The organism is Cochleicola gelatinilyticus, from assembly GCF_001637325.1.
Lineage (GTDB): Bacteria > Bacteroidota > Bacteroidia > Flavobacteriales > Flavobacteriaceae > Cochleicola > Cochleicola gelatinilyticus.
Genome location: NZ_LRXL01000026.1, coordinates 751,139 through 773,814 on the forward strand (window position 1 = coordinate 751,139; position 22,676 = coordinate 773,814).

A 22,676-nucleotide genomic window follows, 5' to 3' on the forward strand; every position below is an offset into this window, starting at 1 on the left:
ATTGCCTTAATTCTTAACAAATCGTTGAATTAAGTCTTTCTGCCCATCATTAATTTTTACAAGATACAAACCAGCAGCAAGGTTATTTACATTAATAGTTGCTGTTCTATCAAGCATTCCATTTGATACTTGTTGTCCTAATACATTAAATATCTCGTAAGTAGCTTCACGGTTGTCAAGCAACTCAATGGTTATATAAGTACTCGCAGGATTCGGATACATTTTAATTCCGTACACAGCACTATCATTCCCTAAGGTATCTCCCGATGTACCATCTGCAATTCCCGCAAAAGATTGTCCGATATTTACAGTATAATCTTCCACTTCACCATAAGAAAAAGCTTCACAAGAGGTCTGTGCACTATTATACTTCATAGAAACACGCATTCTTGTTGCTCCAGCAGTTGCTGTTGTTGGAACAGAAAAACTACCACTCAACGTTGCGCTAGAAGATGAAGATCCACTAACAACCAACTCATTAGATTCAAAAGTACCATCGTGATCGTAATCAATCCAAATTTTCCAATATTCAGTATAACTTGAACCAGAGAACCCAGCACTAATCCTTACTGTGTTTGAACCGTAAGGTAAATTTGCTGAAAGGCTTGTAAAATCGGCATATCCTCCATTATTACCTGTTACATTATTTAAGTTATTCAAGGCTACTAAATCTATCCATTCGTAAGACGAGTTATTTCCCTGACTATCACAATAGTCTGCAGTAGAAGGAGACGAGGTCGTCACATTTACGCTGTTTGAGCTTGCGGATGTGTTTCCTGCAGCATCTTTAGCCCTTACGCTAAATGTGTAACTGCTGTTCGCAACTAAACCTGTAATATTTGCCGAGGTACTCGTTGTTGTTCCTAATACTGTACTTCCTTGATACACATCGTATCCTGTAACACCTACATTATCTGAAGAAGCGTTCCACGAAAGTGTAGCTGTAGTTTCTGTTATGTTCGAAGCTGAAAGATTTCCAGGTGTGCTCGGTGCTTGGGTGTCGGCTCCTCCCGACTCTATACAAAACTGAGTAGCTTCTGAGCTACCAAAATTTCCACCAGATACAATAGTTACTGAATCTGTAGATAAGGTATACGAACCATTTCCATAAGAACAGCAAATCCCATCTCCGTAAGCATCTGTTATTGTAAAGGTATAATCGTCATCGGCTAGTCCAGAAAAAGTAGCAGTAACCGTAGAACCGTCTGCATTCGCAGAAGAATAACTTCCAGACTCTATCGTAGTTCCTGCTCCATTTTTCAATGTCCATGCAGTTTCTTCAGGATAATTATCGAATGTGATCGATAAATTTACATCTCCAGTAACACAATCTTCTGGCGCAGGTGGGTTTCCTCCATCGTAAGGAGCTCCAACTCCTACCGCATGCCATGCATTGGTTACTGCAATTTCTTCGGCACTTCCTGCTCCGTATAAATCTATAGCAGATTGAATTGCTCCCGCTCTTGCATCATCATATTGAGAATTTGAATTAAGATATACAGCTAAATTTCTATATGCAATTGCTGCTGCTTTGTCCATTCCAATTACAGAAACATTGTAACTATCTCCATTATCATTTGTACCACTTCCACCTACACTTAAAAGATAGAACCAAAAATTTTGTACTCCAGAGTTATAATGCACTCCTCCATTATCTCCAGATCCCGAGTACCAATTGTTACCTAAATAGGTATCTGGTTGACCGTAGCTATTTGGGTTACTCATAGAACGAAGTGCTCCACCGCTACCACCGGCACCAATGGCATCTCCCATTAGCCAGTCATTGTTACCCTGTGCAAACTTCTCGATAGACTCTCCAAAAATATCAGAGAACGATTCGTTTAATGCACCAGACTCATAACTGTAAACTAGGTTGGCTGCATACTCTGTTACACCGTGAGCAATTTCATGCCCTACAATATCAAGTGATACTAATGGGCCATATTGAACACCGTCTCCATCCCCATACGTCATTCTACTTCCATCCCAAAAGGCATTTACATAGTTTGAAGAATAACTCACATACGAACGAATTACCGCTCCAGAACCATTGTAAGAGTTTCGGCTGTGTTTTTGAGAAAAGTATTTATGAGTTTGTTCTGCACCAAAATGTGCTTGAACTCCTGTAGCATTTCCAGTAAAATTGGTGCTATTGCTTGTAATTTCACTTGCACTATTATAATTTGTTCCGTTATTCATGTCGAAAGTCTGAATTCCACCACCGTCAGCAGTTTGACGCAAACGATACTGACCCGAATTACTGTCGGCAGTAAAAGAGACATTACCGTTATATAAACTTGTTCCAGTTGCAGGTGTGTTTGCGTGATGAATTCGTTTGTTCTCCATTATAAATTCTCCAGTAATCGCATCAATATAAACGTCAGCTCGATACACTGGCGCAGTAGCATAAATATCAAATTTATATGCTAATCGAGGTGCAGTAGTTACTTTTTCTATTGCAGGAAATACGACCAATTCGCCATTAGGTCTAGAGTAGTCTTCTGCTAGTTGTGCTTCTTGGCTATTTTCCCATAAATATGTACTAGCTCCTACATGACTCAATGCGCGGCTAAACGCTTGTGCATTGCTAACCTGAGGAGTAATAGGTAGTTCTGCTATGCGAAAAACATTATTGCTCATAGCAATAATCTTTCCCTCTTTAGCGTGTACCTTACTAGAACTAAACTCTACTTTAATAGAATTGTAATACTGTTGATACTCCTTGTGTGTAAAACCAAGTTCATCTGTTTTTTGAGAAATTTCAGAAAGGGTATTACCCTCGGGAAGTTTTAATTGTTCAGATAGTACCTGCCTAACATTTGATATGGCTTTGTTTTCCGTCTGATCGAACGTTTGTAAATTCTTAATAGGTTTCTGTGGAGATTCCTGTGCCAGACTCGTAAAAGAAATGAGTCCTACTAACATTGCAGAAGCAATGTTTCTGTATTGGTTTTTCATAAATAGTGAAATTAAAAAAATTAATAAATCAGGTTTGTATTCGTATTGTATCGTGGGGGATACTTCTTATGCGTAATTTTCAAAGCCCGAGGGGATAAGAGTCGGGATAAAAATATTTTTGAAACTGAATTTAATGCAATAAATCTATTTAATTAGTAAATATATCTCAATAAAAAGAGCATTAAAATAGTTTTCAGTTACGAATTAACATAATTTTTTAATTACTACAAAAGAATTTCGATGAACTACACAATAATTTACATATATGAATAGATACCAACACATTACCTTTAGAGCAATTAAGAAATATTAGTATAATGGAATTAATCGAATCGTTTGAAAACAATATTTTCATCCATTATTGAATATTCTACTACCTTTGAGATATGAGTGAGACACCCCTACTTTCTATTGAAGCACTTTCTATTGCTTTTGGAACAAAAAAGAAAACCACCGAAGTAATTCACAATATTTCCTTTTCTATTTCTGAAAATGAAATTGTTGGAGTCGTAGGGGAGTCAGGGTCTGGCAAATCTGTAACCTCATTAGCACTTATGGGTTTGCTTCCAAAGAAAATTACTCATTTAAAGGGTAAAGCTCTTTTCAATGGAAAAAATCTTCTAACCCTTTCTGAAAAGGAACTTCGAACCCTTCGTGGTAATAAGATCGCAATGATATTTCAAGAGCCCATGAGTGCTTTAAATCCTTCTTTACGATGTGGTTTTCAAGTTGCAGAAATTCTTCAGAATCATTTAAAATTATCTGTTTCTGAAGCAAAAAAAGAAACCTTGCTGTTGTTTGAAAAAGTAAAACTGCCTCGTCCCAAGGAAATTTTCAGAAGTTATCCGCATCAAATAAGTGGTGGGCAAATGCAACGGGTCATGATTGCTATGGCGATTGCCTGTAAGCCTAAATTACTAATTGCAGACGAGCCAACAACCGCATTAGATGTAACAGTTCAGAAAGAAATTTTATTATTATTAAAAGAGCTTCAAAAAGAAACTGGAATGAGCCTTCTTTTTATCTCTCACGATTTAAGTTTGGTAGCCGAACTCGCCGATCGTGTTATTGTCATGTATCAAGGAGAAGTGGTAGAAGCAGGAAAGGTTGAATCAATTTTTAAGAATCCGAAGAATACTTACACCAAAGCATTATTAGCGTCACGACCTACTTTAGAGGTGCGTTTAAAAAGACTTCCTACCATTGCGTCTTTAGCAGATGCTTCTTTTATAACCGAAGAGGTTTCTCCACAAGAACGAGCTTTACATCACAAACAACTGTATACCCAACCACCTATTCTGGAAATTCTAAATCTCGAGAAGGAATACTATGGAAATACCGGATTTTTTAACAAACAAAATGTCGTAAAGGCAGTAAATAATGTAAGTTTTAAGGTATTTGAAGGTGAAACATTAGGGCTGGTCGGAGAATCAGGGTGTGGCAAATCAACTCTTGGTAAAGCAATACTCCTATTAGATAAAGCCACAGCGGGAACTATTAAATACAGAGGAGCCGATATATCGAACCTATCTACTTCTGAAATTAGAAAACTTCGGAAAGAGATACAACTTATTTTTCAAGATCCGTACGCATCGTTAAACCCTAGAATTATTTTAGGTGAAGCCTTAATGGAACCAATGATCGTCCATAAAATTGGAACTTCAAAAAAGAAACGAAAAGAAAAAGTACTGAAAATTTTGAAGCGAGTGGGGTTAGAAGAATCTTTTTATTACCGTTATCCACATGAACTTTCTGGAGGGCAACGACAACGCATTGGCATTGCCCGTACCATCATCATGGAACCAAAACTAGTGATTTGTGACGAATCTGTTTCTGCTTTAGACATATCGGTACAAGCACAAGTATTAAACCTTTTAAATGAATTAAAAGAAGATTTTGGTTTTACCTACATTTTTATCTCGCATGATTTGGCTGTGGTAAAATACATGGCAGACCAGCTATTAGTAATGAACCAAGGTCGCATTGAAGAATTAGGAGATGCCGATGAGATTTATGCAAACCCTGTAACCGAATACACGAAAAAACTAATTGATGCCATCCCAAAAGGGATATAAATATCCTTTAAAGCTTTCAGAAACAAACATAAAAAAGCCCGTTCTAACCTCACAAAGAACGGGCTGACCTTAAATCTGTATCGTAGTAGCAGATTTGGGGGTAATTAACTCAAAAAAACAATTTTCTACTTCTAGAAAATTACATCAACAAAAACACTTTTTTTGCAACATACATTACATTCTTAAGAAGCTGAAATGTATTTTTAATAGTTTTAAACATAATAGGTTAAGTTGGTTAAACTTGGGACTGCTAAGATGTGAACTATTTCTTAAAATTACGTTTAAAAACATAATTATTCGACGTAATGCTTATTTTTTTAACATTTTTGCACAAAATATCATCTTTTTCCTACATTTTGATATAAAAAAAACCGATGTAAAACATCGGCTAAATTCATAAATATCGGTTAAATGACTATAATTCTATTTCAGGAATTGATCCGTTTACAATAAGATCTCCTTGTGTTGCATTTCTTATATCGTCAACAGAGACACCTGGTGCTCTTTCTAAGAGAACAAAAGCCCCTTCTTTAATTTCAAGCACCGCAAGATTAGTTACTATTTTCTTTACACAATTTACCCCTGTAAGTGGGAGCGAACATTGTTTTAAGAGTTTAGATTCACCTGCGCGATTGGTATGCATCATGGCTACAATTATATTTTCTGCTGAGGCTACAAGATCCATAGCGCCTCCCATACCTTTAACCATTTTTCCAGGAATTTTCCAGTTTGCGATATCCCCATTTTGGGCTACTTCCATAGCACCTAAAATAGTAAGATCGACATGTTGTCCTCGAATCATGCCGAAACTAGTTGCAGAATCAAAAAAAGAGGCACCAGGTAATGCGGTAATGGTTTGCTTTCCAGCATTGATAAGATCTGGATCTTCTTCTCCATCAACAGGAAATGGTCCCATTCCTAAAATTCCATTTTCGCTTTGAAATTCAACTTCAATATCATCTCGCACAAAATTTGCTACCAAAGTAGGAATACCAATTCCTAGATTTACGTAATATCCATTTTTTACTTCTTTCGCAATGCGTTGCGCTATTTGCTCCTTTGTTAACATATTTAATTTTATTTAATACCTAACCGTGGAATGCACGACAGGTTGTTTTGAAAACAATGTAATCTGGTCGTTTTCAAATTACTTTTTACGAACAGTTCGTTGCTCAATTCTCTTTTCGTACGCTTCTCCCTTAAAGATACGTTGTACAAAAATTCCTGGAATGTGTACCTGATTAGGGTCCAGTGTTCCCGCAGGAACAAGTTCTTCTACCTCAGCTACCGTAATTTTTGCAGCACCACACATGTTCGGATTAAAATTACGAGCTGTTCCTTTAAAAATTAAATTACCCGCCTCATCACCTTTCCACGCTTTAACGAAAGCAAAGTCTGCGTTAAAAGCACTTTCCAAAATATGCATTTTTCCGTTGAATTCGCGACTTTCTTTTCCTTCTGCCACTTCTGTTCCATAGCCTGCTGGCGTATAGAACGCGGGAATTCCTGCTTGAGCTGCTTGACATCGTTGCGCAAGTGTACCTTGTGGAATTAACTCTACTTCTAATTCTCCGCTCAACATTTGACGTTCAAACTCGGCATTTTCACCAACATAGGAAGAAATCATTTTTTTGATTTGATGTTTTTGAAGCAATAACCCCAATCCGAAATCATCAACTCCAGCATTATTAGAAATACAGGTGACATTCTTCACGTTTTGTCGCACTAATTCAGCAATCGCATTTTCAGGAATTCCGCTAAGTCCAAATCCACCTAGCATAAATGTCATTCCATCTTTAATTCCTTGGCATGCTTCAGTAACATTCGCAACTGTCTTATTAATCATTCTGAGTTTTTTTCAGAAAAGAAACCTTTTAGCGACCTCGATAAGCTGCAAGATTTCAAATCGTAATTAGTAGTGATAAAAATACTGAAATCAACCCGAAAAAAAAACCTGTTCAACGACATCATTGAACAGGTTTTTTTAGTGTACTGAAATTAACCTTCGTTAAAAATCAAATTCATCTGGTATTTCTTCCACATCTGAATTTTCTTGCTTATACTCTGCGCAGTCGGTTATAATTGAAACATTTGCCGGCTTTTTAAAGTTACCTGTCGATATTTCAAGGCTTTCATCTGCATAACATTTTTTCATATAAATTCCCCAAATAGGAAGTGCCATTGTTGCTCCTTGTCCATATCGTGTTGAACTAAAATGTACCGAACGATCTTCTCCTCCAACCCACACTCCGGTTACTAAATTTGGAACCATTCCCATAAACCAGCCATCACTGTTGTTTTGGGTTGTTCCAGTTTTTCCGGCAATTGGATTTTTAAAATTATAAGGGTATCCTGTAACTGCGCTCTTATAAAAACTATTGGAAGTCGCCCATGTTCCTCTAAGACGAGCTCCCGAACCAGACTGCGTAACACCTTGCATCAAACTTACTGTAACATATGCCGTTTCATCGCTAATAACATCTTTCGTTTCAGGTACATGTTGGAATAATACGGTTCCGTTTTTATCTTCAATACGCTGAATTAAAGTTGGTTTTACATACACTCCTTCATTAGCAAATGTGCTGTATGCGCCCACCATTTCATACAATGAAACATCTGGCGTTCCTAGCGCAATAGAAGGCACTTCGGGCATGTTTTTAGTTTCAATCCCCATTTTAGCAACCAAGTCGATTACCGGTCTTGGACCCACGCGATCTATAAGCCTTGCCGTAGCTGTGTTAATGGAGCGTGCTAATGCCTCTTTTAAATTTACCATATCCCCATAATCTCCCCCTGAGTTATTTGGGCACCAATCTTTTGTGTTTCCGTGCTTTCCAGCAGGCACACAATAGGGAGTATTTGGCAGTGTATCACATGGTGACATATGCATTTGGTCTATAGCTGTTGCATATACAAAGGGTTTAAAGGTAGAGCCTATTTGTCGTTTCCCTGTTTTTACCATGTCGTACTTAAAATGCTTATAATCGATTCCTCCTACCCATGCTTTAACTTCTCCAGTTTGCGGAGTCATAGACATCATGGATGCTTGTAAAAATGATTTATAATAACGAATAGAGTCCATTGGAGTCATGGTAGTGTCTATATCACCACCCCACGAAAAGATTCGCATTTTACTCTTCTTTTTAAAACTTTCAATAATCTCCTTATCATTTTTGCCTTGTTTTTCCATTTCTCGCCAGCGGTCACTACGCTTCATGGAAGACATTAAGATTTTATCTGTTTCCTCTTCAGTAATATCTCGAAAAGGAGCGGTTTTGTTTTTCTCGTTCTGTTTGTTAAATTCTTTCTGAAGATGAGCCATATGCATATCGACCGCTTCTTCTGCATATTCCTGCATTTTAGAGTCGATAGTGGTATAAATTTTTAATCCGTCGCTATACATATTGTATTTAGATCCGTCGGTTTTTGGATTATCGTCGATCCAGTCTTGCATGAATGCACGTGCGTATTCTCTAAAATAGGTAGCGATCCCTTCATTATGACCTTGAGGTGTGAATTTAATTTCTAATGGAAGTGCTTGTAAAGAATCCTTTACCGTTTCAGAAATATAATCGTACTTTTCCATTTGAGAAAGTACTACATTTCTTCTATTTCTAACTCCTTCTGGGTTTCTAAGCGGATTATATAATGAAGAGTTTTTAAACATTCCAACTAGAATTGCAGACTCTACTGTAGTTAGCTCATTAGGTTCTTTGTCGAAATAGATGTGTGACGCTGATTGAATTCCAACTGCTTGATTTAAAAAATCATATTCGTTAAAATACATTGTAAGAATCTCTTCCTTAGTATATCTGCGTTCTAGACGCGTAGCAATAACCCACTCTTTTAGTTTTTGCATCCCTCTTGCAAACTTATTACGAGAGGCATTTTCAGTAAAAAATAATTTGGCAAGTTGTTGAGATATTGTACTAGCTCCTCCTCGAGAACCCAAAAAGACAAATGCGCGAAGTGTTCCTCTCCCATCTATTCCTGAATGGTCATAAAAACGTACGTCTTCGGTAGCAATTAAGGCATTAATGAGGTGGTCGGGTAACGAATCGTAGGGTACTGGTGTTCTATTCTCTTTATAAAATTTACCCAGCACTTTACCGTCGGACCCTATAATTTCGGTAGCGAGATTTTTTTCTGGATTTTCTAACGTTGTTTCATCGGGTAGCGAGCCTAAAACACCCCAAGAAGTGAGTAAAAAAACAAGTATGATAAATCCTATAAAAGCAGCGAATAATTTCCAGAATGTTTTTACGTGTTTTCTGGTGTTGTTTTGTGGTGCCTTTTTTGAAGGCTTTTTCGTGGTCTTTGTTGCCATGATTTACTAATGTTGTGAGGTTGTTTCTATGCTATACCCAACGTCTGTGATGCCCTCCAATTGAGTAACGCCTTCGACATTCCCGTTATTGCGCACTGCTTGTGTAATGCTAATTTTGTAGGTTCCTTCTTCAGAAAAAGAAACACCTTTTTTATATATAAGCTTACTTTCTTTTATACTTCCTATTCCTTCACCAATCCAACTTCCATCAGGGTTCGCCATTTTATACTCTAGGGTATCTTTTACTATTTTACCATGTGGAAATTCCATAGAAACCACTAAAAACAAGTTGCTAAATGGGTAATCATTATTATTTCGAAGCGTTAAGAAAACATCGTAAGATTGTGATGAATCAATTTGTGGAATAGTAAACACAATAGCTTCATTTTTATTCCAAGTACCCGAAATACTTTCAGAATCACTAACAAGAACGTCTGAATTGCATGAAAATAAGAGAACGCTTCCTAAAAAAGCGGCACATAGGTTACGCATTTTTTTGTGAATTTTTATTTGATTTTTTTTGTGAATTTCGGTTTCGATTACGGTTTTTAGTATTCTTTCTTCGCTTCTTGTTGGTTCTTTTAGGCGTATCAAACCGTGTTAGGCTGTCTTGACCAACGACGTTACTAAAAATTTCTTTTTCTTCAATTGGAATTTCTATAGTGTAAGCTTCAAGGCTTTGTACTTTCTTTCCTTTTTTGTTAAAAGCAATAATTTCATTTACTTTTTCTAAAGGCATTTGGTGCCAGTTCATTGCTTCTTTTTCGTAGGCATACCACAACAACCCTTTAAAAATGTCGGTCTTTTGACAGACGGCGGTTCCTTTTTCGGTTTGTAATTTTACATCGCTCTTCGGAAAATGCTCCAAAGCATCCAAATACGTATCTAATTCGTAATTAAGACAGCATTTTAATTTCCCACATTGCCCTGCCAACTTTAACGGATTTAGCGATAATTGTTGGTAACGCGCGGCCGATGTACTTACAGAACGGAAATCGGTTAACCAAGTAGAACAACATAATTCTCTTCCACAAGAACCAATACCACCTAATCGGGCTGCCTCCTGACGGAAACCAACCTGTTTCATCTCAATACGTGTATTAAAAGTTCTAGCAAATTCTTTAATGAGCATTCTAAAATCTACTCGCTCTTCTGCTGTATAGTAAAAAATTACTTTTGAAGCATCACCTTGAAATTCGACATCGCTTATCTTCATTTGCAGCCCTAGGCGAATGGCAATCTCCCGTGACCGTTTTTGAACATCTGCTTCTCGGTCTCGAACCCCTTGCCAAATATCGATATCTTTCTGAGTTGCTTTTCTATATATTTTAGGAAGCTTGGTAGGATCTACATTCTCTTTCTTTTTTTTCATTTGCACCCGAACTAATTCCCCCGTGAGTGTTACAATGCCTATGTCATGACCGGGAGATGTTTCGGTTGCGACAATATCACCCATACTCAAAGACAATTTATCTGAATTTTGAAAAAAAGATTTTCTTCCGTTTTTAAAACGAACTTCGACCCCATTAAAAGGTTCCATATTCGCGGGGAGAGACATATTTGAAAGCCAATCGAATACTGTTAATTTATTACAGCCATCAGTACCGCAAGTTCCATTGTTCTTGCATCCTTTTGGCTGACCGTTAGCACCCGTGGCACAGCTTGTACAGCCCATACATTTTATATATAAAGCTTTCTGAAAAGTTCAGAAAGACGAAAATTAAACTAATTCAATTCGTAAAGATACCAATAATTAATTGCGAATGAAGATTCAGAATTCAGAATTGTGATGTGAGTCACGAAAACCAATAAGATATTTTTAATAACTACCTTTTAAACTTTAGTTTTTCAGAACGTCCTTTCTTAAAGATTTTATTGCTGTTGTGTAGCCCGCTACGAAGTTTCTTCTGCTCCTCCACTGGAAGTTTAATAATTTCTTGGCATTCTATAGAACAACAGGTGTCCATTTTTGAAGCACAGGATTCACACTGAATAAACAACAAATGACAGGCTTCATTAGCACAATTTACATGGGTGTCGCAAGGTTCGCCGCATTGGTGACAGTTGGAAATTACATCGTCGGAAATGCGTTCCCCACGACGATGGTCGAATACGAAGTTCTTCCCTATAAATTTGTTTTCTAAACCCTTATGTTCTACCTGTCTGGCATATTCTATAATTCCGCCTTCAAGCTGAAATACATTTTTAAAACCTTTGTGTTTGTAATAGGCACTGGCTTTTTCACAACGAATTCCACCCGTACAATACATAACTAGTTTTTTATCTTCTTTATGGTCTTTCAGATCTTCTTCAATAATGTCGAGAGAATCGCGAAAGGTATCTACATCGGGTGTTACGGCGCCTTTAAAGTGTCCTATCTCACTTTCATAATGATTTCGCATATCCACTAAAACGGTGTCGGGATCTTCAATTAAAGCATTAAATGCCTCTGCATCAACATGAACACCTTTGTTTCGAACATCGAACGTGGCGTCGTTCAATCCGTCGGCAACGATCTTATTGCGCACTTTTACTTTCAGTTTTAGGAAGGATTTTAGATCGTGCTCAATGGCAATGTTTAAACGAACGTCTTTCAGAAAATAAATTCCGTCTAAAAAATCTTTAAACTCAGCAAATTGTTTCGCTGGGACCGAAAGCTGTGCGTTAATTCCTTCGTGAGCGACATAAATGCGACCAAGCACATTCAAACTGTCCCAAGCAACAAATAAATGATTTCGAAAAAGTTCGGGATTCCCGATATTGGCATATTGATAAAAAGAGAGCGTTAATCGGTCTTCCCCGGCATTTTCTAATAATGCTGCTCGCTCTTTTGCGCTTAAGGTATTGTACAGTTGCATGCTATACTTGTTTAAGGTGAAAAGAAATTTGTACTGTAATTTAGGCGCAAAAATAAGGCTTTTATGGTTGTTGACAAAAAAACCATCCTACCCGTTTTTCTCTTTGTGCTCCACCAAAAGAAATAGTATTTTTACCTATTGACTCCTTTACTAAAAAAATGAATTCATGAGCAAAGAGAAAGATGCAAAATTAAAAGCGCTAGAACTTACACTAGCCAAATTAGATAAAACCTACGGAAAAGGTACGGTAATGAAAATGGGAGACTCTGCTGTACAAGATGTAGAGGTAATCCCTACAGGTTCCTTAGGGCTCGACGTTGCCTTGGGTGTAGGAGGATATCCAAGAGGAAGAGTGATTGAAATCTACGGTCCGGAATCTTCAGGTAAAACGACATTAACATTACATGCCATTGCAGAAGCACAGAAAAAAGGAGGTATTGCTGCCTTTATTGATGCGGAGCACGCTTTCGATAGATATTACGCTGAAAAATTAGGTGTTGATATCGAAAACTTAATCATATCTCAACCCGATAACGGAGAGCAGGCACTCGAAATTACCGATAATTTAATCCGTAGTGGAGCGATCGATATTATTGTGATCGATTCTGTAGCTGCCTTAACACCTAAAAGTGAAATTGAAGGTGAAATGGGAGACAGTAAGATGGGATTACACGCCCGTTTAATGTCACAAGCACTTCGAAAACTAACTGGGTCGATAAGCAAAACAAACTGTACTGTTATATTTATTAACCAGTTACGTGAAAAGATTGGGGTGATGTTCGGGAATCCTGAAACCACTACCGGTGGTAACGCATTGAAGTTTTACTGTTCGGTACGTTTAGACATTCGTCGTTCTACACAAATTAAAGATAGTAACAGCAATGTGATGGGGAACAAAACTCGTGTAAAAGTGGTGAAGAATAAAGTAGCCCCACCATTTAAAACAGCCGAATTCGATATTATGTATGGGCAAGGAGTCTCTAAAGTTGGAGAGATCATTGACCTAGGCGTAGATTTCGAAATTGTTAAAAAAAGTGGGTCTTGGTTTAGCTACGACGACACAAAATTAGGGCAAGGTAGAGATGCTGTTAAAACTCTTTTATTAGATAACCCTGAATTAATGGAAGAATTAGAAACAAAAATAAAAGCTAGTATTGCCGCATTAAACGAATAAACTTTACCTCTACCAAATAGCTTATCTCGTTAAAATTCGTTAAAAGAGGTAGAAAAACAACCATGTACACGCAACCCTTAAGAATCGAAGGTATCTACTTAACGTAGCACCTTTGATTGCTGGGTTGTCACTTACTTATATTTGTAAGTTATTATAATTCAATTCACTAACCATTGGACTACGTTTGACTTTAGACGAGCTCATCATACTATGTAAGCAGCAGGATGCTAAGGCACAGGGAGAACTTTATAAACGTTATAACCAAACGTTGTTTTCCATCTGCCTTCGATATTCCCCTAACTATGTAGAAGCAGAAGACAATTTGCAAGATGCGTTTATTACTATTTTTAATAAGATAGCACAGTTTAAAGACAAAGGTTCTTTTGAAGGATGGATGAAACGGATCACGGTAAATACTGTTCTTCAGAAATATCGAAAACAACGAGTTTTTGACATACCAAATGAGGAACAAATTGAGGATAAAGCAGAAGATGAAGACGTTACAGACTTAGAAGTTCCGTTGAATTTTTTACTAAAGATTATTCAAGAGCTACCCGACCGGTACCGATTGGTTTTTAGTATGTATGTTCTGGATGGGTATACTCATAAAGAGATTGCCGATCTGTTAGGAATCTCAGATGGTACGTCTAAATCAAATCTAGCACGTGCTCGTGGAATTTTAAAAACAAAGATCGAGACCTATTATCTCGAAAACGAAAATACTAAGCCATAGGGCATAATTAAATTATAGAACTGAAACACCCACTAGGGGATTATGAAAGAAAAGAAACACATAGATCAACTTTTTAAGGAGCGATTCGAGCAATTCGAACCAACTCCTTCTCCACGTGTCTGGGAAAATATTCAGTCGCAATTGGCAGCTAAAAAGCAAGATCGAAAAGTGATTCCGCTTTGGTGGAGACTAGGTGGTGTTGCTGCCCTGTTGGCATTATTACTACTCGTTGGAAGTGTGTTTTTTAGTTCTTCGGAATTAAATAATACCGTGGTTACTTCTGAAGGAAAAGAAACACTGGAAGTTTCAGACCCTAATAACACTTTTCAACCTTCCAAAAAAGTGCCCAATAAATCTTCCGTTGCTTCTGAAGAGGTTGTAACAGAAGAAGAAAGTTTATTTAATCAACCTGCGACCTCAAAAGAGGTGCCTGCAGTTATTTCTTCGGAAAATGCTTCAGATAAAAGCTCGAAACAAAACACCCCAACTAAAAATTATACGAGGATTGCTTCCGAAGAAAAAGCTACGAAACATTTAAATTCCGCTACTGAAACCGCTTCCGAAGACATCAATAAAGTACAAACAACGAGGCCTCAAAGCAGCATTACTAACAATGAAGCAGTTGCCGTTGAAAATACCTCTAAATCGAATGCTTCTTCAAAAATTAATGAAAGTAAAAAAGAAGCCGTTTCTACTAATAAAGAATTTAGTAATAAAGAGATAGGGGTTACTGAAACTACTCCCATAGCAGAAGCATCACAATCGAATAATGAAACCAAGACAAAAACGAATAAAAAATCGTTGATCGAGGAAATTGAAAAAACTAAAAAAGAAGAAGAGGCTGTAGCAATTAAAAACACCCCTACTCAACGTTGGAATGTTGCTCCTAACATTGCTCCTGTTTATTACAGTAGTCTTGGAAATGGATCTTCGGTCGACCCTATGTTTGAAGATAATTCTCAAGGAGGAAATACGAGTATTAGCTATGGAGTGAATATCTCTTATAACATCACCGACCGTTTGAGCGTTCGTTCGGGAATAAGTAATGTAGACCTTAGTTATTCTACCAATGATGTAGTTGCTGCCGAAGGTCCTGGATCTGTTGCATTACGAGGTGTAAATCATAATGGTAATACAAATATTATTACTGCTTTCGACAAAGGAAATGTACCCACTTCTAATGGTGCAGAAGGTTTTGGAATGATTATCCCTAAAGCAGGAGGTGCTATTGGGGAGTTAAATCAAGATATTTCTTACTTTGAAGTTCCTTTAGAGCTAAAATATGCCCTACTAAACAAACGCTTTGGTATTAATGTTATTGGTGGTTTTAGCACCTTGTTTTTAGGAAACAATGAAGTTTCAGTTCGTTCGGGCGATTTCGAAAGTGTGCTTGGAGAGGCTAATAATTTATCTTCGGTTAGTTTTACTTCGAATGTCGGACTTGGTTTTGGCTATTCGATTTCTAAAAAATTTAAATTTAATATTGAACCTATGTTTAAATATCAGCTTAATCCATATACAGATTCTTCTGTAAACTTTAAGCCCTACTATGTTGGGATTTATAGTGGTTTAAGTATTCAATTTTAGGTTAATTTTTAGTTGGTTATGTTCGGGATTTCCCGAAAAACACAAAAACCGTTCTTCGCCATAGGACGGTTTTTTATTTAGGTGTTTTAAAAAGATTAGGAATTATAATGTTAGAATTACTTTAAATAGTAGGATTGTCTAATTCATTACGTATAACCGCATGGGTTTTAGTTCGTAACTCTCGTCTGTTCTCTAAGACAAAACCTTTAGTTGGAATTAGCTCGTGAACTTTCACGCGCATTTTACCAGGGCCACCAGTAAAAAAAGTATAAGAAAATCGTTTTTTATTATCGTGAAAAGTCATAGGAGCAATGGGAATTTGATGTTCGATCGCTAAGCGAAACGCCCCATCTTTAAATTCATCAAGAATCAAACTGAGATCTTCTGGAACACCTCCTTCAGGAAAAATACAAACGCTTAGACCTTGCTTCAATCTATTTTGCGCCTGTTTAAATACTTCCAATCGACTTTTAGAATCTTTTCGATCTACGAGAATACAGGTTCGTTTATAGAAGAAGCCAAACACAGGGATTTTAGCAAGTTCTTTTTTGCCCACAAACACAAATGGGTTGCGAACCACATACAACATTAACATAATGTCGGTCATCGAAGTATGGTTTGAAACAAACATGTAACTTTTTCCCTTCTCAAACTTCGTGTCTCTTTTAATAATTGGAAAAAACCCCATACCAAACAAAATAATTGTCGCCCATACACGTGCAATCTTAAAAAACATGGGATACCACGATTTTTTTAAAATGCTAATAAGTAACAAGGGAAACATTACTACAATAGGAAGCCCTAAAAGAATATAGAACCAGATTCTGTACAATGGAGTAAGGATGTATCGAAGTACCTTCATGGGCTTTCAAAAATAGTAATTTGAATGATGCAAATGTGCTAAAAAAAGTAACTTTGCATAATATTGAAGTTTTATTAAATAACCTGCTGAAATAAAGAGGAAGCGGAGGCGAAAAAAAAAATAGACATGTCCAGAATACTAACAGGAATACAAAGTACGGGAACACCCCATTTAGGAAACATTCTTGGAGCAATTGTTCCAGCTATAAACATGGCGAACGATCCCAAAAATGAGTCGTTTCTATTTATTGCCGATATGCATTCGCTCACACAAATTAAAGATGCAGAAACCTTAAGGAACAATACCTATAGTACAGCAGCGACATGGCTTGCGTTCGGATTAGATATTCATAAAACGGCCTTTTATCGTCAAAGTGATATTTCACAAGTAACAGAACTTTCTTGGTATTTAAGTTGTTTTTTTCCTTATCAACGCCTCACATTAGCCCATTCTTTTAAAGATAAAGCAGACCGTCTCGAAGATGTAAATGCTGGATTGTTTACCTATCCTATGCTCATGGCTGCAGACATCTTATTATACGATGCTGAGATCATACCTGTTGGGAAAGATCAATTGCAACATATTGAAATGACAAGAGATGTGGCATCCCGTTTTCATGCTCAAATGGGAGAGACCTTTGTAATGCCTGAAGGAAAAATTCAGGAAAACACAAAACTTATTCCTGGAACCGATGGCGCTAAAATGAGTAAGTCTAAGAACAATACCATCAATATTTTTCTAAGCGATAAAAAACTTCGGAAACAAATCATGACCATTGCGACAGACAGTACACCAATGGAAGAACCAAAGAATCCTGATAGTTGCAATGTTTTTGCTCTTTATAAGCTTTTAGCTTCAGAAAAAGCAATCCTTTCTATGCGAGCCAATTACGAAGGAGGTAATTATGGATACGGACATGCAAAACAAGCATTGTATGAGTTAATTGTTGAAAAATTTTCAGAAGAAAGATCACGTTACCATCATTACATGACCCACCTTTCTGAGATTGATGAAGCCTTACAAATTGGTGCTAAAAAAGCAACGAATGTAGCAAATGAGGTGTTACTTCGAGTTCGTAAAAAAGTTGGATATTAGATCTTTACCTCTATCGCATTACTACAGAAATTTACTTTTTTTTACACAATTATATAATTTGAAAAAGTTTTCCGGGAAGTGGCCGTATTACACCTTTCAGTTCTAAACTTAAAAGTAGGGAAGCAGCACGATGCGTCGGCATTTTATTAGCTAATGCAATATCGTCAAGCAATTCCTTCTCTTTACTCTTTAAATAGGCCACAACTTTTTCCTCTTCTTCAGTAAGGTCTACAAAAAGTGTTGTTTGTTGTGGTTTTACAATGTCTCGAGTCGTTTTCCAGCCCAGCATATATAAAATATCTGCGGCCTCTGTTAATAAACGTGCTTGGTTGGTTTTAATAAGGGTGTTACACCCCGAACTCTGAGAGTCTGTTATACGCCCAGGCACCGCAAAGACTTCCCGATGGTATGAATTAGCAATATCTGCTGTTACGAGACTTCCTCCTTTTTCGCCAGATTCGATAACGATTGTTGCTTCACTTAAGCCAGCGATAATGCGATTGCGTTTTAAAAAATTCGTGCGATCGAACGAATCGTTGCTCCAGAATTCGGTAATAAACCCACCGTGTTCTTCAATTTTAGCAACATATTTTTTGTGTGTTTTCGGGTAGACTTGATTTAGTCCGTGCGCCAAACATCCTATAGTTTGCAAACCAAGGTCTATTGCTTTTTTTTGTGCTGTAATATCTACACCATAGGCAAAACCAGAAACAATCACAGGATTAACAGGAGAAAGTTCTTCGATAAGCTGTTCACAAAATCGGGTGCCATAACTCGTAATTTTTCGAGTGCCAACGATACTCAGTATTTTTTTATTCTGAAAGTTTATATTTCCTTTCTGAAAGAACAAAATAGGACCATCCAAACAATGTTTTAATTTTTCTGGATAGTTTGAATCTTGAAAATAACTGAAATCGATTTGGTTTGATTCAATAAAAAATAATTCTTCATCAGCCTCGTCAAGCTGAATTTTTTCTGAAAGATCTTTCAGTTTAAAGCCACCTATACCATCAACTTTTAAAAGGTTACTTTTCTTTTCTTTAAAAATACCTTCGGCAGAACCTATTTGCGCTATTAATTTTTTGGCAGAGGTATCCCCTAGATTCGGGACACGCTGTAAAGCGAGTACGTACCGAAGTTCATTTTTCGACAACATAAATTGTTTGAATTATAGGGGAGGAATTTAAAGATACTATTTCTTAAATAGAGTTTCATATGAATGGCTATAATTTACTCCTATCTCCTCAAAACCACACCACAATTTGAAGTAAAATACGTTCATACTACTAAACTGAAATTTTGAAGTTAAATGATTACCAGCATTCTACAAACAGTTTACAAATTTGTTGATAAAATTGCCTCCTTAGAGTTGATTTCCGAAAGGAAAAAATATATGTTTGTTATATGCAATTGGCTACCTACGTTAACGATTTACTATACCGATACGAGTGTGTTATCATTCCCGGATTCGGGGCTTTTTTAACCCAATACCGATCGGCACGTATCGACAATGACAGTCATACTTTTTACCCTCCTGGAAAAACTGTTTCTTTTAACAAGCAGTTACAAACCAACGATGGGCTGCTTGCAAATTATATTGCATCTGTAGAGAATTGCAGTTATCCAGAAGCGCTTCAAAAAATTCGCAATTTTACGGGAACCTTGTCTCATCAATTATTAGATGGTAAGACAGTTACTATTAAAAATATTGGTGATTTTAAATTAAATGAAGAACATTCGGTACAATTTACTCCTTCAGAAAAAGAGAACTTTGCTACCTCTTCTTTTGGGTTAAGTACATTTACCACTCCTGAGGTTTTAAGATCAGCGACTGTAGATTCATCTTCTTCAGACAGTAAAACGCCTATTCTTTTCACTCCCGAAAAACGAGAAGCAATACCTTATTTAAAATATGCTGCTATCGCAGTAATTGCTTTATCGGTTACCAGTTTTGGAGGAATGAAACTATATGAGAATGGTGTTCAAAAGCACAATTTTGTTACAAAGCAAGAGGCCGACAAACGAGTTGAAAATGAAATTCAAGAAGCTACTTTTGTTATTGAAAACCCATTAGCTCCGCTTACACTTACTTTACCGAAAGAATCTGGGAGCTATCACATTGTTGCTGGAGCGTATCGCATTGAGGCCAATGCTGAAAAGAAAATTAGACAGCTAGCGGCTAAAGGATTTTCAGCAAAAAAAATTGGAAAGAATCGATATGGTTTGCATCAAGTAGTCTATAATAGCTATGAAGATCGGCGAGAAGCACTTCGGGATCTTCGCACCATAAAACGTACCGAAAACAAAGATGCTTGGTTGCTTGTACAAAACCTTTCCAAATAATTTCAACTCCTTCTTTTCTTAAGAAATTCTTTTAGCCAACATTATTTTTTCTTCCTAACATCAGCTTTGACACTGCACAGGAATGCGCTACCTTTGCAAAAAATATTAAAATGAATAGTAAAACTCCTTCAGAATCTAAAACGGTAATTACCGATCTGGTCTTACCTAGTGAAACCAACCCAATAGGTAATATGTTTGGAGGTGAATTATTAGCGCGAATGGATCGCGCTGCCAGTATTTCTGCACGTCGGCACAGCAGACGCATTGTAGTAACCGCCTCTGTTAACCATGTTGCATTTAACAAAATGATTCCACTAGGAAGTGTAGTTACTGTAGAGGCACACGTCTCTAGGGCGTTTAAAAGCTCTATGGAGGTGTTTATGGATGTTTGGATAGAAGACCGCGAAAGTGGCATGAAAAGCAAAGCGAATGAAGCTATTTATACTTTTGTTGCTGTTGATGAAATGGGAACTCCTGTTTCTGTTCCCGCACTACAACCAGAAACAGAACTGGAGCAATCGCGTTTCGAAGCAGCTTTAAGAAGAAAGCAATTAAGTTTGTTATTAGCAGGCAAAATAAAACCCGAAGAAGCTACAGAATTAAAAGCCTTATTCGAATAAAAGCCTACAACACCAATTTAAACTTTACATTCTATACACCCAATCTGCCGGATTCATACGATTGCTGTTTTGATAGATGAGAAATTTTAAAATCGTTTTGTTTGTGGTCGGATTGTGAAATACGGTACCTATTTCTTGTTTTGTCTTAATTTTATCTCCCTTCTTAACTTGTATGTCTGTTAAGTTATTATACACTGTGATATAGTTACCATGCTGCACATATACGGCACGATTTGCTCCTTTTAATTGTTGAATTTCAAGAACCTCTCCATTAAAAACAGCACGTGCTTTTGCCTTTTTTTCTGTAGCAATTTCTACACCACTATTAAAAGTAGTTACGTTAGGTAATTGAGGGTGTTGTTGTTTTCCGTAACGACGCACCACGACACCTTTTTCTACAGGCCAAGGTAACTTTCCTTTATTTGTTGTGAAACTTGCCGCTAGAGCCTTTGCTTCGGCCGTTAGCGCAAAGGTTTCAGACTTAGTACTGGTTGTTGTGTTTTTCGAAGGTGCGTTTTCATTCGATTTGGCAATTGCAGCTTTAATTAGCGCATCGATCTGTCGGTCGATCTTATCGGCTTCTCGTTGTTTATCTCGTATTTGTGTGGCAAATTTTCCTTCATCTTTTTTCAATGAAGCCACTAGTATTTCCTGATCTTTTTTCTCTTTATTTAACCGTTGACGCTCGGCTTTATTTTCAGAAATAAGAGTTTCCTTTTGTTTCTTTTGGGCAATCAAATCTGTGTTTAACTGCTGAAGTGCTTCCGATTTCTCTTTAATACTTTCCCCTTGCTTTTTACGATGCTTGGTATATTGCTTCATATACTGAAGTCGCTTATACGCTTGGAGAAAATCTTCCGAAGACAACAAAAACATTACCCTACTTTGTTGTGATTTGCTTTTATATGACTTGTTAATCATCGCCGCATAATCTTCTTTTAGCTCTTGTAATTCCTCTCTAAGTTGATCTAGTTTTTGAAGATTACTATTTATTTCGCGAGTTAAAAAATTTGCTTGTTGGTTGGTTACCTTGATTAGGTTTTCTCTTGCCGTTATTTTTTGATTAAGATCTTCTACTTGGGTTAAAACGCTCTTTTTTTCTCCCCTAGTTTTAAATAATAGGGAGTTGATTTGCTTGATCTCACTAAGAATTGACTGACGTTTCTCCTCCAGTTGCTTTTGCTTATCGGGTTGGGCAAAACTCATTGTGGAAAACATTCCACAAAAAATAAATAAAAGAAGTAAGCGAGTTATTTTCATTTAATTAAGCTGAATTTCGTCGTATCCATCGGGAATTGTGAAGGGGAAACTAATAGACACATTAAGATCAATATTTCGATAAACTATGTCGATTTTAGTCTTTTCGTCGGCTTCTGTTGTATTAATAACTACTTCGGAAGGAAAAAAATTGTTCTCTACCATTTGATAATCTCCATACCGAACCGAAAGCAATCGCTTATCGTTTGGTTGTGAGAGGGTTTCTGAAGCTACTTTAAAATTTTCGGGATTCAAGAACACAGAATGGATAAAATTAGCGGGTTGTTGCTTCGGAAAAAGTTTGTACGTGTTATTTTGAACAGTAGATGTGTACGCTGAAGCATTTAACCGAAAAATCGACTGTCCTAATAAAATACTCTGTGCTTTCTGAAAATCAATATCGGTACCAAGCCATTCACTCAATAAAGCAAAATCACCTTCGAAATAGGTGTTTCCTATAGTTTCATAATAGCTAACACTTGTAGGAGTTATTAAAACTTTGGCCAACGTAATTCCCAGTACAGATGCCTTTACCCAAATAGTTTTATCTTTTTCCATGCGCAGACTCACCGTAATACTTTGCGATTTATCTGAATCTTCATAAGCTACAAGCACTCTCGCTGCCATGGTTTCAAAATTGGGAGATGCGGCCTCGTGTGTAGCAAGAATATTTTTAACTGAAAGATTATTATTGGCTGTATTGGAGCCTTTAATATTTTTTGCTCCTCCACAGGCTGCTAACACAAAAACCAGCAGAGTTATTAAAAAAGGTTTGTACGACATAAAG

18 protein-coding genes are annotated in these 22,676 nt (G+C 37.0%); 7 read left to right on the top strand and 11 right to left on the bottom strand.

Annotation, left to right across the window (positions count from 1 at the left end; translation table 11 throughout):
- Positions 1 to 6: 6 nt before the first annotated feature.
- Positions 7 to 2,958, bottom strand: coding sequence for a M4 family metallopeptidase (locus ULVI_RS05420; protein WP_068590502.1), 2,952 nt, complete (start codon positions 2,956 to 2,958; stop codon positions 7 to 9).
- Positions 2,959 to 3,344: 386 nt separating this feature from the next.
- Here ULVI_RS05420 and ULVI_RS05425 point away from each other — a divergent pair, with 386 nt between their 5' ends.
- On the top strand, positions 3,345 to 5,033 hold the full coding sequence (locus ULVI_RS05425; RefSeq protein WP_068590504.1) for an ABC transporter ATP-binding protein: 1,689 nt from the start codon (positions 3,345 to 3,347) through the stop codon (positions 5,031 to 5,033).
- Between the two features lie 415 nt (positions 5,034 to 5,448).
- Here ULVI_RS05425 and ULVI_RS05430 read toward each other — a convergent pair whose 3' ends face one another.
- From ULVI_RS05430 to trhO, 6 genes are all read right to left on the bottom strand, one after another.
- On the bottom strand, positions 5,449 to 6,102 hold the full coding sequence (locus ULVI_RS05430) for a CoA transferase subunit B (protein WP_068590506.1): 654 nt from the start codon (positions 6,100 to 6,102) through the stop codon (positions 5,449 to 5,451).
- 78 nt (positions 6,103 to 6,180) lie between these two features.
- Positions 6,181 to 6,879: a CoA transferase subunit A gene (locus tag ULVI_RS05435; protein WP_068590508.1), complete on the bottom strand. Its 699-nt coding sequence runs from the start codon at positions 6,877 to 6,879 to the stop codon at positions 6,181 to 6,183.
- A 162-nt stretch (positions 6,880 to 7,041) separates the two neighbouring features.
- On the bottom strand, positions 7,042 to 9,360 hold the full coding sequence (locus tag ULVI_RS05440) for a penicillin-binding protein 1A (RefSeq protein WP_068590509.1): 2,319 nt from the start codon (positions 9,358 to 9,360) through the stop codon (positions 7,042 to 7,044).
- Between the two features lie 6 nt (positions 9,361 to 9,366).
- Entirely contained in the window at positions 9,367 to 9,852 is a 486-nt protein-coding gene (locus ULVI_RS05445; protein ID WP_068590511.1) for a gliding motility lipoprotein GldH, read from the bottom strand.
- Positions 9,845 to 11,035 carry a PSP1 domain-containing protein gene (locus tag ULVI_RS05450; RefSeq protein ID WP_068590512.1) on the bottom strand — a complete coding sequence of 397 codons (1,191 nt, stop codon included), beginning with the start codon at positions 11,033 to 11,035 and terminating at the stop codon, positions 9,845 to 9,847. The genes ULVI_RS05445 and ULVI_RS05450 overlap by 8 nt, the downstream gene beginning before the upstream one ends.
- Before the next feature lie 151 nt (positions 11,036 to 11,186).
- Positions 11,187 to 12,218, bottom strand: a complete 1,032-nt coding sequence (gene trhO / locus ULVI_RS05455; RefSeq protein ID WP_068590514.1) for an oxygen-dependent tRNA uridine(34) hydroxylase TrhO — start codon at positions 12,216 to 12,218, stop codon at positions 11,187 to 11,189.
- Positions 12,219 to 12,384: 166 nt separating this feature from the next.
- Between trhO and recA the strand changes: the two genes are divergently transcribed.
- From recA to ULVI_RS05470, 3 genes are all read left to right on the top strand, one after another.
- Positions 12,385 to 13,392 (top strand): recombinase RecA, encoded by a 1,008-nt coding sequence (gene recA, locus ULVI_RS05460; protein ID WP_068590515.1) that lies wholly within the window; start codon positions 12,385 to 12,387, stop codon positions 13,390 to 13,392.
- A 184-nt stretch (positions 13,393 to 13,576) separates the two neighbouring features.
- Positions 13,577 to 14,125 (top strand): RNA polymerase sigma factor, encoded by a 549-nt coding sequence (locus tag ULVI_RS05465; RefSeq protein ID WP_068590517.1) that lies wholly within the window; start codon positions 13,577 to 13,579, stop codon positions 14,123 to 14,125.
- A 42-nt stretch (positions 14,126 to 14,167) separates the two neighbouring features.
- Positions 14,168 to 15,712: an outer membrane beta-barrel protein gene (locus ULVI_RS05470; RefSeq protein ID WP_068590519.1), complete on the top strand. Its 1,545-nt coding sequence runs from the start codon at positions 14,168 to 14,170 to the stop codon at positions 15,710 to 15,712.
- Positions 15,713 to 15,833: 121 nt separating this feature from the next.
- On the opposite strand, the gene ULVI_RS05475 is transcribed toward ULVI_RS05470, so the two are convergent.
- The gene (locus tag ULVI_RS05475) at positions 15,834 to 16,574 is read right to left on the bottom strand and encodes a lysophospholipid acyltransferase family protein (RefSeq protein ID WP_068590521.1); all 741 of its coding nucleotides are present in this window, start codon (positions 16,572 to 16,574) and stop codon (positions 15,834 to 15,836) included.
- Between the two features lie 126 nt (positions 16,575 to 16,700).
- On the opposite strand from ULVI_RS05475, the gene trpS reads away from it, so the two are divergent.
- Entirely contained in the window at positions 16,701 to 17,669 is a 969-nt protein-coding gene (gene trpS / locus ULVI_RS05480; RefSeq protein ID WP_068590523.1) for a tryptophan--tRNA ligase, read from the top strand.
- A gap of 49 nt (positions 17,670 to 17,718) precedes the next feature.
- On the opposite strand, the gene dprA is transcribed toward trpS, so the two are convergent.
- Positions 17,719 to 18,822, bottom strand: coding sequence for a DNA-processing protein DprA (dprA, locus tag ULVI_RS05485; protein WP_157632585.1), 1,104 nt, complete (start codon positions 18,820 to 18,822; stop codon positions 17,719 to 17,721).
- Between the two features lie 251 nt (positions 18,823 to 19,073).
- On the opposite strand from dprA, the gene ULVI_RS05490 reads away from it, so the two are divergent.
- Positions 19,074 to 20,012, top strand: a complete 939-nt coding sequence (locus ULVI_RS05490) for an HU domain-containing protein (RefSeq protein WP_068590527.1) — start codon at positions 19,074 to 19,076, stop codon at positions 20,010 to 20,012.
- Positions 20,013 to 20,122: 110 nt separating this feature from the next.
- Complete coding sequence (locus ULVI_RS05495) at positions 20,123 to 20,632, top strand: acyl-CoA thioesterase (protein ID WP_068590528.1); 510 nt, start codon at positions 20,123 to 20,125, stop codon at positions 20,630 to 20,632.
- A 24-nt stretch (positions 20,633 to 20,656) separates the two neighbouring features.
- Here ULVI_RS05495 and ULVI_RS05500 read toward each other — a convergent pair whose 3' ends face one another.
- A complete protein-coding gene (locus ULVI_RS05500) occupies positions 20,657 to 21,838 on the bottom strand; it encodes a murein hydrolase activator EnvC family protein (protein ID WP_241780955.1) in 1,182 nt (393 codons plus the stop codon).
- Positions 21,839 to 21,892: 54 nt separating this feature from the next.
- The gene (locus ULVI_RS05505) at positions 21,893 to 22,672 is read right to left on the bottom strand and encodes a DUF4292 domain-containing protein (RefSeq protein WP_068590532.1); all 780 of its coding nucleotides are present in this window, start codon (positions 22,670 to 22,672) and stop codon (positions 21,893 to 21,895) included.
- Positions 22,673 to 22,676 lie beyond the last annotated feature (4 nt).